This window comes from Reinekea blandensis MED297 (assembly GCF_000153185.1).
Lineage (GTDB): Bacteria > Pseudomonadota > Gammaproteobacteria > Pseudomonadales > Natronospirillaceae > Reinekea > Reinekea blandensis.
Map to the genome: position 1 here is coordinate 1,004,071 of NZ_CH724149.1, position 11,977 is coordinate 1,016,047.

General features: G+C 54.4%; 11 protein-coding genes. 7 read left to right on the forward strand and 4 right to left on the reverse strand.

Annotated features, from left to right (window positions below):
• Positions 1–40: 40 nt before the first annotated feature.
• Positions 41–328 carry an Asp-tRNA(Asn)/Glu-tRNA(Gln) amidotransferase subunit GatC gene (gatC, locus tag MED297_RS04670; RefSeq protein WP_008042782.1) on the reverse strand — a complete coding sequence of 96 codons (288 nt, stop codon included), beginning with the start codon at positions 326–328 and terminating at the stop codon, positions 41–43.
• A gap of 250 nt (positions 329–578) precedes the next feature.
• On the opposite strand from gatC, the gene MED297_RS04675 reads away from it, so the two are divergent.
• From MED297_RS04675 to MED297_RS04705, 7 genes are all read left to right on the forward strand, one after another.
• The gene (locus tag MED297_RS04675; protein WP_008042784.1) at positions 579–1,616 is read left to right on the forward strand and encodes a rod shape-determining protein; all 1,038 of its coding nucleotides are present in this window, start codon (positions 579–581) and stop codon (positions 1,614–1,616) included.
• Between the two features lie 71 nt (positions 1,617–1,687).
• Positions 1,688–2,515, forward strand: coding sequence for a rod shape-determining protein MreC (gene mreC / locus MED297_RS04680; RefSeq protein ID WP_083779334.1), 828 nt, complete (start codon positions 1,688–1,690; stop codon positions 2,513–2,515).
• Positions 2,512–2,997 (forward strand): rod shape-determining protein MreD, encoded by a 486-nt coding sequence (gene mreD / locus MED297_RS04685; protein ID WP_008042786.1) that lies wholly within the window; start codon positions 2,512–2,514, stop codon positions 2,995–2,997. Before mreC ends, mreD begins: the two co-directional genes overlap by 4 nt.
• Positions 2,997–3,599 carry a Maf family protein gene (locus MED297_RS04690; RefSeq protein ID WP_008042788.1) on the forward strand — a complete coding sequence of 201 codons (603 nt, stop codon included), beginning with the start codon at positions 2,997–2,999 and terminating at the stop codon, positions 3,597–3,599. The genes mreD and MED297_RS04690 overlap by 1 nt, the downstream gene beginning before the upstream one ends.
• Before the next feature lie 13 nt (positions 3,600–3,612).
• The gene (gene rng / locus MED297_RS04695; protein ID WP_008042790.1) at positions 3,613–5,073 is read left to right on the forward strand and encodes a ribonuclease G; all 1,461 of its coding nucleotides are present in this window, start codon (positions 3,613–3,615) and stop codon (positions 5,071–5,073) included.
• 28 nt (positions 5,074–5,101) lie between these two features.
• Entirely contained in the window at positions 5,102–8,977 is a 3,876-nt protein-coding gene (locus MED297_RS04700; protein WP_008042792.1) for a YhdP family phospholipid transporter, read from the forward strand.
• Positions 8,974–9,789: a carbon-nitrogen hydrolase family protein gene (locus tag MED297_RS04705; protein ID WP_008042793.1), complete on the forward strand. Its 816-nt coding sequence runs from the start codon at positions 8,974–8,976 to the stop codon at positions 9,787–9,789. The genes MED297_RS04700 and MED297_RS04705 overlap by 4 nt, the downstream gene beginning before the upstream one ends.
• A 15-nt stretch (positions 9,790–9,804) precedes the next feature.
• On the opposite strand, the gene MED297_RS04710 is transcribed toward MED297_RS04705, so the two are convergent.
• The 3 genes from MED297_RS04710 to MED297_RS04720 form a co-directional block, all read right to left on the reverse strand.
• Entirely contained in the window at positions 9,805–10,551 is a 747-nt protein-coding gene (locus MED297_RS04710) for an NRDE family protein (protein WP_008042795.1), read from the reverse strand.
• An 18-nt stretch (positions 10,552–10,569) separates the two neighbouring features.
• Complete coding sequence (locus tag MED297_RS04715; protein WP_008042797.1) at positions 10,570–10,935, reverse strand: VOC family protein; 366 nt, start codon at positions 10,933–10,935, stop codon at positions 10,570–10,572.
• Positions 10,936–11,026: 91 nt separating this feature from the next.
• The gene (locus MED297_RS04720; RefSeq protein WP_040556450.1) at positions 11,027–11,836 is read right to left on the reverse strand and encodes a DUF1338 domain-containing protein; all 810 of its coding nucleotides are present in this window, start codon (positions 11,834–11,836) and stop codon (positions 11,027–11,029) included.
• Positions 11,837–11,977 lie beyond the last annotated feature (141 nt).

Consider the following 11,977-nt stretch of genomic DNA (forward strand, 5'->3'; position numbering starts at 1 on the left):
GGCCCAGTTGCTTGAGTGTTTATCGTGCATGATCCGAACCTCAGTCAATGACTTTAGGGACAAGGAACAGGCCTGCTTCGGCCTGTGGCGCATTTTTCTGCAGCTTTTCGCGCTGATTGGTTTCTGTCACCGTATCGGGGCGCAGGCGAGCAGTGGCGTCCAGTGGGTTGGCCAGAGGTTCAACACCCTCGGTATCCACAGCCTGCAGCTGATCGGCCAGATCGAGTATGCTGTTGAGACTGTTGACGTAGTTGTCCAGTTCCTGGTCTTCAACTTTTAAACGCGCCAGCTTGGCGACCGTTTCAACCTGAGAGCGGTCTAGGCTCATGGTTTGTTGTCTCCTAAAGTCATAATCTGAGCAAACAGAGCGGCTCGAAGCCGATCCGATGACTTTTTGCTCAGGAAAGATAGTGGTTTGAGGTCCGGTTCATCACGGATTGAATGAAAACTGCGCAATTGCCGGAAAAACCGTGATAAGGGCATACGTTATCACATTTACTCCTTGCTCAAAAACCCCGCCGTTGATACATTGCAGGGCTGTTTCTATGCCAGTTACCAAGGTTCAAAGCGGTTAAAAAATGTTTAAAAAAATCCGAGGACTCTTTTCCAGTGATTTGTCGATCGACTTAGGAACGGCGAACACACTTATTTACGTGCGTGACCGAGATATTGTTTTGAATGAACCCTCGGTTGTCGCAGTTCGCACGGCCGGCACACAAAAGACGGTCGCTGCGGTTGGCGAGGAAGCCAAACGTATGTTGGGTCGAACGCCCGGCAGTATTCAGGCTATTCGCCCCATGAAAGATGGGGTCATTGCCGACTTCTCCGTTACCGCAAAAATGCTGCAGCATTTCATTGCCAAGGTACATGAGAACAGTTGGTTTGCGCCAAGCCCGCGGGTGTTGGTTTGTGTGCCTTGTAAGTCTACCCAGGTGGAGCGTAAGGCCATTCGGGAATCGGCATACGATGCCGGTGCTCGCGAAGTTTATTTGATTGAAGAGCCTATGGCCGCTGCGATTGGTGCGGGTTTGCCGGTCGAAGAAGCGCGTGGTTCCATGGTGGTTGACATCGGTGGTGGTACGACCGAGATTGCGATCATTTCTTTGAATGGCATCGTCTTCAGCGAGTCCGTACGTGTTGGTGGGGATCGGTTTGACGAAGCGATCGTTTCTTACATTCGCCGCAATTACGGGTCTTTGATCGGTGAAGCGACGGCAGAGCGGGTTAAGATCGAAATCGGTTGTGCCTACCCTGGAACTGAAATCCGCGAGATCGATGTTCGTGGTCGAAACCTGGCCGAAGGGATCCCCCGCAGTTTCACGCTGAACAGCAACGAAGTGCTCGAAGCACTGCAGGAAAGTCTTTCAGCTATCGTGCAGGCGGTGAAGAGTGCTCTTGAGCAGACGCCTCCGGAGTTGGCAGCCGACATTGCCGAGCGTGGACTGGTACTGACCGGTGGTGGCGCCATACTGCGCGATATCGACCGGTTGCTGAGTGAGGAAACCGGACTGCCGGTACTCATTGCCGATGACCCGCTGACCTGTGTCGCGCGTGGCGGCGGCCGCGCCCTGGAAATGATGGACGAAGCAAACATCGACTTTTTCAGCTCTGAATAAGGTCTGACCCTGACCCCAGTGCGAAGCAGCCTTGCACTGGGGTAATTCGCTAGTCAACTGGAGACATTGCCATCAAATCTTTATTTGCCGTCGGTCCACAGCATGGGTATCGGTTTGCTGTTGCCATTGCAATATCGATCATGCTGATGTTTCTGGATCACCGCTTTACCCAGACTGACCGCCTTCGACAGGCGGTCTCTTATGTTATCTCGCCGGTTCAATCTTTGGTGTCGCTGCCGTCTGACCTGCTTTCCTGGACGTCGGAAACCTTTTCCGAACGTAATGAACTGCTTGAATCGAACCGAACCTTACGCAGTCAGCTGATCGTCCTGCAGCAAAAAGCACAGCAGCTCGCGGTGTTGGAAGCTGAGAACGATCGGCTTCGACGCTTGCTTGATGCCACCGCCCGTTTGGAATCGACCTACATCAGTGCGGAACTGGTCAGCGTTGATCCTGATCCATTCAGCATTCAGGTCATACTTAACCGCGGCGCCCAGGATGGCGTTTACGTCGGGCAGTCAGTTGTTGATGCCGATGGCTTGTTCGGTTTGGTTGTTCAGGTGGATTCGTTGACGTCACGAGTTGCGCTGGTGGCCGATGTGAATCTCGCGGTGCCGGTTTATGTTAACCGCAATGGTATGCGCAGCGTTGTAGTGGGGACGGGCGATCTGACCAGTCTGGAAATGGAATATGTGCCTGATACGGCCGACATCCGGGTGGGCGATCTGTTGGTGACATCTGGCTTGGCAAATCGATTTCCGCCGGGGTACCCGGTCGCTGAGGTCGTCGCCATTGAACATGACCCGGGTGAGCCTTTTGCCCGGATCCGGGCCCGGCCATTGGCTGAACTGGGTCGATCCCGCAATCTGCTGATGGTGTTTCAGGAGGAGGCTTCGTGAAACAGAAACCACCGCATGGGCTTTGGCTGATCATTATTACCTTCTTTGTCGGTTTTTTTCTTGCTGCGATACCGATGGGGCGGTTCGAAATTGCTCGTCCGGATTGGGTGGGCATGCTGATCATTTTCTGGGTATTGGTGTTGCCGGAACGCTTCGGCATCTTCGTCTCCTTTGGGGTCGGTATCCTGTTTGATACGTTGGCCGGCACGACGCTCGGGCTCTATGCCTTTGTGTATTCCGGTCTGGCCTATACCGTTTTGTTGTTACATGCGCGTCTGAGAATGTATCCATTAGGGCAACAGGCCATGGTGGTGTTTCTCATTTTAGGTGTGACGCACATTGTCGCGCAGTGGCTGAAGGTCTGGCTGATGTCCGTGGTCTCGGGTGAGCTACATATCTGGCCCGCACTCACCTCGGCCGTCGTATGGCCCTGGGTCTATGGCTTGCTGCGAACGCTACAGATCAAGTTCCGGGTGCAATAATGTTAGTTTTAGCTTCTCAATCACCTCGTCGCCGCGAACTGCTGGCTTCCCTGGGTGTGGATTTTCAGACGCATTCCGTTGACATTGTCGAATCGGTTCGCAGCAGCGAAGCCGCCGATCGTTATGTGTCTCGCCTGGCGCTGGAAAAGGCCCAGGCTGGCCTGGCTCAGCGTAGCGATGCTCAGTGGGTATTGGGTTCGGACACCACGGTCGCCATCGACGGTCAGATTCTGGTGAAACCGGAGTCCGAGGCTGATTATCAGGCGATGATGCGCACGCTGTCTGGTCGTACACACCAAGTCTTTACCGCTGTGGCGTTGGTCAGCCAGCAGACACTGTTCGAAACACGTGTCTGTACCGACGTCACCTTTACAGAACTGACGGAAGACTATATTCAACATTACTGGCAGACCGGAGAACCAGCCGACAAAGCCGGTGGCTATGGTATTCAAGGGCTGGGCGCCATCTTTGTGGAAGAAATCCGTGGCAGTTACAGTAATGTTGTGGGTCTTCCTTTACATGAAACCGCCCGACTGCTGGGCCAGGCGGGCTTGCCGATCTGGCAGGGTCGCTTACGCTTAGTACCATCTAACGAACAGTGAACGCGAGAATCGAATGACGTCTGAAATACTGGTCAATGTCACCCCCATGGAAACCCGCGTAGCGCTGGTTGAAAACGGCGCCGTGCAGGAAGTCTATATCGAACGCAGTCAGACCCGCGGCATCGTCGGGAATATCTATAAAGGTAAGGTAGTCCGGGTGTTGCCCGGAATGCAGGCGGCCTTTGTTGATATCGGCCTGGAACGGGCGGCGTTTATTCATGCGTCTGATATTGATCATGACCGTACAGACCATGAGTCGCATAAGCCGATTCAATCATTGGTTCGTGAAGGACAAGCCCTGGTGGTTCAGGTGATTAAAGATCCTATCGGGACTAAAGGCGCACGGTTGACCACGGCGTTGTCCATTCCTTCGCGTTATCTGGTGTTCATGCCGGCGTCAAATCACATCGGGGTCTCTCAGCGCATTGATGGAGAAGAAGAACGCGATCGTCTGAAAAAACTGGTGGACCATACCAAGACGCTGGAAGAGATTGAGCAGGGTGGTTTTATTCTGCGCACAGCGGCCGAGGGTGTGGGTGAGGGTGAGATTCGCTCGGACATGAATTATCTGAAGCGGGTTTTCCGGGTTCTGCAGGAGCGAATGACGGAAAACGAACCGGCCACCATGATTTATGAAGATCTGCCGCTTTTTCTGCGGGTTGCGCGCGATATGATCCGAGTCGATGTTGAAAAAATCCGTATCGACTCGAAAGAGACCTTTGTCAAAGTGCAGGATTTTGTCACCAAGTACACACCGGAAGTGGTTGACCTGTTTGAGTATTATCCCGGTGAGCGACCGGTGTTTGACCTGTTTGCTGTCGAAGATGAAATATCCCGGGCGCTGTCGCGCAAGGTGGAGCTGAAATCCGGTGGCTATCTGATTATTGATCAAACCGAGGCGATGACCACCATTGACGTGAATACCGGGGCGTTTGTCGGGCATCGGAATCTCGAAGAAACCATCTTTAAAACCAATCTCGAAGCGGTTTCGGCGATTTGCCGACAACTTCGTCTGCGTAATCTGGGTGGCATCATTATCCTGGACTTTATTGATATGGAAGACGAGGAGCACCGTCGACAGGTTCACCGGATGTTGGAGAAGCACCTCGAACGGGATCATGCGAAAAGCAAAGTGACCGGCGTGTCGGAACTTGGGCTGGTTGAAATGACCCGCAAACGGACTCGTGAAAGCCTGGAGCATGTGCTGACGGAAAACTGCAGTGTCTGCCAGGGTAAGGGACGTCAGAAAACGGCGCAGACCATCTGTTATGAAGTCTTCCGTGAAATCCTCCGCGAAGAACGTGCCTATAATAACGACCAGTATCTGGTGCTCGCCTCTCAGTCGGTGGTCGATCGTTTGCTCGACGAAGAGTCTTCGAATGTTGCCGATCTCGAGGAGTTTATCGGTAAGCCGATCCGATTCCAGGTGGAGCCGATGTACACTCAGGAGCAGTTCGATGTCATTCTGCAATAGTCAGCCGGCCGACTGACGGCGCACAGGCATGGCCAGCATGTTCCAATCTCGATTCTGGACAGCCGCGCGAAACGCGCTGCTCAAAGTTGCCGCTTTCTGGGTTCTGGTGTTGGCGGCTTACCTCGCTCTGGGTCGACAATTTTTCCCCTATATCGATCGCATTCAGCCGGAAATCGAAGTCTGGTTGTCCGGACAGCTCGGCACCCCGGTCACCATCGGAGAGTTGCATGGGGAGTGGGTGCGCTTCAATCCGGTTGTTCATTTGTCCGATGTGACGCTGGGTGATGACATCCGAGTTGCCCAAATGACGCTGGCGCCGGGCATTTACGAGTCGATTTCACGCGGCGGTTTATCCTTTATCCGTTTTGAGTTGACCGACTTTCAGGCTGAGTTGATTGAAACACGCGAAGGCTGGTCGCTGCAGGGGTTAAGCGGCAGTGGCGGCCGGGTCGAGCTGAGCGAGTTGCTGGCGCTGCTTCAGCGGCAGCAGGAAGTGAATTTCGTTAATACCCGGCTTGCGGTCCGTCCGTTAGAGCTGCCGCGTTTTGAGCTGATTCTGCACGATGGGCAATTGGCGGGCTATGGCAGTGAGAACTTTCTGGTGGCTCGCGCAAGTATCCGGGCCAATCAGATCGACGTGCCGATCGAGTTACAGCTCGAGACCAGTCAGATTCAGAACACCAAAAACCGGTTGTATCTGCGCCATGGCACAATCGATTTATCCCCTTGGCTGCAAGAGGTGGCCGACGGTATCGGGCGCGCTGAAATGGCGGGCGAGTACTGGTTAAACCTGGACGGTAGTCAATGGCGGGATCTGACGGTGCGTTTGACGACCGAGTCTTTGACCTATGCAGGCACTTACGACGTCATTGAGCTGAATGGTGCGCATTTCGAAGGCTATGTCGAACGACGGGAAAATGGCATCGAAACCTGGTTAAACCTGTCCGATTACCAGATAGGTGATCGTGAGTTTGAAACCACTCAGGCCAAGTTGGACTATCGTGCTGATCGACTGAAAGTGGAGTGGGACTCATTGCCAGCTGATCTGGTGGGAGCCTTTCTCGCATTGGACGATCCTAACGGCTTCTGGCGAAACCTGGCGCCGCAGGGGTTTGTCGAGCAAGGGGTGATGACCATGACCGGCGGCAACGCCGAGTCTCTGAAATTGAGTGCTCAAATTGACGATCTGCGCTTCCAGGCGCACAAAGGGGTGCCCGGTCTTCAGCAACTCTCCGGAAATATCCGCGTCGAAGGTTCTCGTGGGCGCTTACAGGCGACTTCACCGAATGCGCAACTGCATTTACCGGGTCTCTACGCAGAGCCGTTCGACAGTGAAGTCACCGCTGCTGAACTGGAATGGTCCAGCGCGCCGGGTCAGGGCTTGTTTGCCCGCGGGGCGGGTGAGGTGATCCTGAAGTCAGGGCGTTCAGCGGTTGACGGGCGTACTGGCACGCCTCAGTCCGTTCAGGTCAACTGGTCATCAATTTCCCCGTTTCTGGTCAATCGGCAAGCCGGTCGGGAGGCGTTGGTCGACGTCCAGTTGACGGCACAGGACGTATCGTACCCGTGGGCACTCGCGTTAGCGGACAACGCCAATGTTGCAGAATCGACACTGAGTTGGATGAGCAACCGGATTGAGCAGGCCCGCTTTCCGCTGGTTCATTTGAACTATCTGTCGGCCGTCGATGTGAACGGCCGGAACCGGAGTCAGTTCTTTCTGGAATCAGAGGTTCAGCAGGGCCAGGTTCGGTTTCTGGATGACTGGGCGTCAGCCTTCAATTTAAATGGCCAGCTCAGCCTGGACCGTCAGGGGTTGGCGGTCAGTGGTCAAGCGGGTGAGTACCCGGGTTTCCTGATTTCTGATTACCATCTTAATTTGCCGTTTGCGACGAATGTCCTGTCTTTGGACCTCGCGCTCTCGGCCGATGCTTCAGACACTCTGGGTTTTCTGCAGCGTGGTCCGTTGAGTTCGAACCTGAATGGTCTGCTCGATACCTGGACCGCGCAGGGGCCGCTATCCGGGAACCTGCAGTTGTCGGTACCGTTATCCGCCCCTGAAGACTTTCAGGTGGCCATCGAATCCCGATTAGAAGGGGTGTCCGCCGACCTCGGGAACTTAGACCTGACTTTGACTGAAATAGCGGGACCGCTGTCGTTCAATCTCGAACAGGGCTTACAAAGCCAGGGCTTACAGCTGAAGCACGATGGGCTGGTACAACGTGTTGGGTTTCAGGCGCCACTGGGTGGCGACGGCGCGCAATTGGACCTGACCGTAACCGGAGAGACTGCCATTCGTTACTGGGGCGAACGCTTCTCAGACGCCTACCTGACTGATAACCCGGCCATTGTCTCACATGACACTACCGTGGAGGTGAACAATGGCCGAACGCTGATTCGATCCAAAAGTGATCTGTCGACGATGGCTCTGGACTTTCCTGAACCGATGAACAAATCGGCAGGCATGGACTGGCCTTTGAGCCTCGAGGTGGTTCTTGATGAACGGAACTGGACAATGATCAAAGCGTCGGCCGATGAGCGGCTTCAGAGTTATTTTGAACTGGATCAGAATCGCGCCATACGGCGTGGAACCGTGGCTTATCAACGCCCCTTAAACGTTAGGGGGGATGAGGGTGTGTATTTTGATATTCGCTCGGACAATCTTGATGCGAGTGCCTGGTGGCAAGCCATTCAACAGACTCGGGAGCTCTACCAACAATCGAATGCCGATGACGCCCAGGTTTCATTCGAAGCGCTGATTCAGGCTGTCGACATCCGGTCAGACCGGTTGAGCTATCTGGCGCAAGACTGGGGTAATGCGCATCTGACCTTGTTGCGTAATGACGATGCCTGGTTAACGGAGTTTGATGCCAATGAAGGGCAGGGTCAGGTGCTGATACCCCATGACGATGCGGAACTGTTTGTCGACGTTGATTGGCTGAACCTGACCACAGAGCCGTCAACGGTCGCTTTTGAAGATGAACTCGACCCATTGAAGGCATTTCGTCCGACCGATGTCCCGCCCATGCAGGTTCAGATTAACAAGCTCATCTGGAATCAGCGCGATCTGGGCAGTTGGCGCGGCGAAGTGCAACGCCAGGACAGTGCCATGGTCGTCCAGAATGTGACCGGAGAAATGACCGGCGCGGAACTGACCGGGCAACTGGTGTGGTCATTCTCTGACGGTGAACACCTGTCCCGATATACCGGACGGGTCGCTGTAGGTGATATACAGCAGGTCTTGAATACCTGGGGATATGCTCCGGTTCTGTCCAGCACCAGCGGCTGGTTTGATATGGCCATCGACTGGCAGGGCTCGCCCGCCTTTTTTGATTTCAAACGCATCCGCGGTGGCATTGATCTGCGGTTGAACCGGGGCTCTATCGTCCAGATCGATGATTATGAAGGTCTGAAACTGATCGGCCTGCTGAACTTTACCCGGGTGATTCAGCGGCTGGCCTTGGATTTCTCCGATCTGTTGCAGTCTGGTATCACCTTTGACATGGTAGAAGGCGAGCTGATTTTTGATCGCGGTTTTGCCCGTGTTGGTGAAAAGCTCATTATTGATGGTTCCGCGACAAAGTTTAAGTTCAGTGGGGACGCGGACCTGTTAGCGGACGAAGTCGACATCGATATGGTCTTTACGGTGCCGCTATCGTCCACTTTCCCTCTGGTGGCGTTGTTGGCGGGTGTATCACCACAGGCAGCGGCGGCCATCTATGTGACTGAACGGGTATTTAATAATGAGCTGGAGCGGCTCAGTTCCGCTCGAATGCACATTACCGGATCCTTTAATGACCCGGTCACCCGGTTTTACCGCGTGTTCGACAACAATCTTGGAGAAGACGGTCCCTCTGTGACTGACCGGGTCAATCAGGTGGTACCGGATGGAGTGGTGACACCATGACACAACCTTTTACTGTTTGCGCCGTTCAGATGACCAGTACCGATAGCCTAAACGACAACCTGAACTGGATTGACCAACAACTGGCAAACGCCGATCTGCAGGATGTACAGATGCTGGTGTTGCCAGAAACCTTCGCGTTGTTCGGGGTTAAAGATCAGTCCGCCTTGGCCGATCAGGAGCGTGCCTTTGATGGTTCGGTAGGTCAGGCGGTACGTCAATGGGCAAAAGGTTATCAGGTCTGGATTGTGGCCGGGACCGTACCGGTGATGACGGATGAAGATCGGCTGCCTCGGGCGCGCTGCCATGTGGTGGATGCCGATGGTGAGTTGGTTGGCTTCTATGACAAGATTCACCTGTTTGATGCCGAGGTTGGCGACCGACAGGGCGCTTACCGGGAATCGGACAGCTACAGTGGCGGTGACAAGGTGGTCACACTGTTGACTCCCTGGGGTCGGTTAGGTTTATCCGTGTGTTACGATTTGCGTTTTCCGGAGCTTTTCAGGGCACTGAACGATCAGGGAGCCGACTTCGTCACATTGCCCTCGGCCTTCACGGCAAAAACCGGTGAGGCGCATTGGGAGCCCCTGTGCCGCGCCCGTGCCATTGAAAACGGCTATAGCCTGATTGCAGTGAACCAATGCGGTGACCACGACGCCAAGCGTTCGACCTGGGGGCATTCCATGATCGTCGATGCCTGGGGACGTGTTGAGTCCATAGGTTTGGATCCGGGCCTGGCTTTCTTCAAGCTTGATCCGGCGGCAGATCAGGTCATCCGCAATACACTTCCGGTCAATGCGAATCGGCGTCTGTAAAGCTATAAACGCCGATTAGAGGGTAAACCTTACTTCTCGTTCAGACTTTCCTGCGGTATTGAGTTGCGTCTCAATCAGCAGCGCCTGGTCGTGACTGAGTGCGAGCTGGGTGCGCGTTCGGGTGCCATAGCCTTCGCCGATGATGGTTTGTGCCGACAGGCGGGCTTCCCAGTCCGGTGGAATACCGGTGTTTGGCAAGCTGGCGATGGGGGCTGTTTGGGTTGAGCCCAGTATGGTGTGTTGAGTTGATCCCTGATCCACCTGTTGACCTTGCTGCACCATCTGCTCACGCGCCAGCTCGGTTTTCGGCCAGGGCGTGTTCAGGGCGTCGTTCGACAACGCGTGTATGCCCGGAGCCAGCCATTGACCGTCTGGATGATCGGAACTGAACCAGAACACCCGGCGTGCATCCCCGAGCAGCAGGTTGAACCCCGCATAGTTCTGAATTTCAGCGCGTATGTTGGCGTGGAAGGTTTCGATGGTATCCTGATGGGCGAGAAAACTGACCACCAGATCACCTCGGCTTCTTTCCCCCTGAACACCGACATAACCGGGTCGAATGTTGGTCAGCAGGGCAAACCGTCGATCCGTTGTTACGCCCATCCAGGTGCCTCCGGCCTTCAGGTCCTGACCGGCGACGATGGGCTGGTCCGGCCATAAATGCATATCACGGGCCGGTCGGTCGCGAAACTCATCGCGGTTGGTGACAATGCGAACCGGTACGGTGCGATCCGGTTGATAATCAATGACAGCTAAGCACATATTGGATTCATACTCTCTTCAGGCGCTGTGCAGCGCCAATCGGTTTCCTTCAGAATCCAGTATGACGGCGCGTTCGCCAAAGGGTTCCATCGAATGCCGTTCTTTTAGGATTTTCCCCTGATGCAGGCGTACTTGAGCCAGTGCCTGATCGAGGCGGCCATGGCAGTTCAGATAAGGTGTCACCTGAGAAGGCTCAACGCTGTCGGCTCGGATTAAGGTCAGCCCAGAGCCCTGAGGCGACAGCTGAAAGGTCGCATTGCCGGCGGTGAGATCGCGATGCAGCGGCGAGCTGTCGAGTACCGCACTGTAAAAGGCCAGGGCGCGTTCCAGATTGAGCACGGGCAGGTCGAGCCAAAGCAGGGTGTTTACCGGGGTGTAAGTCACAAGCAGTGTCTTCAAACAGGAGTGTGAGGCTGAGAGTAAAACAGGGCGTTGATCAGCACAACGCCCAAAGGGTGGAGCATTCGGGGAAGCGTCAGCCGGTGGTTTTCATGTTGGTCGATTCGAAAATCTTGTCGGCGCTGGCCGCAACAAAACCTTGATACAGCTGTCCATCATGATCCAGATACCGTTTGGCAAACTCGTAATAACAGGTGGTTACCTCGTGCTGTTCACCCCCGGCAAACGTCATGGCCTGTTTGCTGGCCATGGTGGAGGATTGCTCGAGCAGGACTTCAGGTGAGCCTTTTACCCGGCCGCCACTGTCATTAATCGAATAGCCGAGCGATTCAATCAGAGAGTTCATTTCCGATACTTCCGTAATCTGCGACAGAGCGTTGATATCAATTGTAAAGTGATTAGCCCGCAGACCAATGATGCTTAACCAGGCCGCATATTCGCTTTCTTCTGCCAGGGTCTGATAGTCAGAATAGCTCGGAACCTGCCACAGCGGGCCACGCCAGAAAATGCTGGCATCATTGATTTGCGCTTCGTCGACCTGGTCAACCAGGCCTTGGATGATCGTCTGCGAGGTTCCGCTTAACTCCTGAACCCGAAGCTCGCTGATGAAAATTCTTGGCAGGTCGTTTGACGGAGGAATATAGCCGTAGGCGTCCAGCTTTTTCGCTGGAAAATGGTAGGGCTCGTAACGTTGATACCCCAGTTCTAAGATGAAAGGCTCCAGTTTTTCAAGCCGCATCGGGCCAATATTGAAGGTTCGAAAGGCCACGTGATCATTTCTTACCTGCTCTCCTCGATCGAGGAGCGCCTGGCGAATGGTTTCAGCCTGCGGAGTCATTTGGATGTAATCGTTCCAGAGATGTTTGTAGAAATCGTTAATAGTCACTCAAATCTCCCCCCATTCGGGTTTGTTTTTATGGCGCCGTTTGTTTCTCGGAATCTGCAGACAGACTACCGAAGCGGAGGGGCTCGGCGGTAACAGCGTAACGTCAGTTTCTTTACTGAAAGGGACATGCGCTTTTCTAGT

Excerpts from the sequence above, each read along its gene's own strand:
- rng (WP_008042790.1), top strand. The coding sequence starts at position 3,613 with ATGACGTCTGAAATACTGGTCAATGTCACCCCCATGGAAACCCGCGTA.
- MED297_RS04710 (WP_008042795.1), bottom strand. The coding sequence starts at position 10,551 with ATGTGCTTAGCTGTCATTGATTATCAACCGGATCGCACCGTACCGGTT.
- MED297_RS04700 (WP_008042792.1), top strand. The coding sequence starts at position 5,102 with ATGGCCAGCATGTTCCAATCTCGATTCTGGACAGCCGCGCGAAACGCG.
- MED297_RS04690 (WP_008042788.1), top strand. The coding sequence starts at position 2,997 with ATGTTAGTTTTAGCTTCTCAATCACCTCGTCGCCGCGAACTGCTGGCT.
- MED297_RS04705 (WP_008042793.1), top strand. The coding sequence starts at position 8,974 with ATGACACAACCTTTTACTGTTTGCGCCGTTCAGATGACCAGTACCGAT.
- gatC (WP_008042782.1), bottom strand. The coding sequence starts at position 328 with ATGAGCCTAGACCGCTCTCAGGTTGAAACGGTCGCCAAGCTGGCGCGT.
- MED297_RS04675 (WP_008042784.1), top strand. The coding sequence starts at position 579 with ATGTTTAAAAAAATCCGAGGACTCTTTTCCAGTGATTTGTCGATCGAC.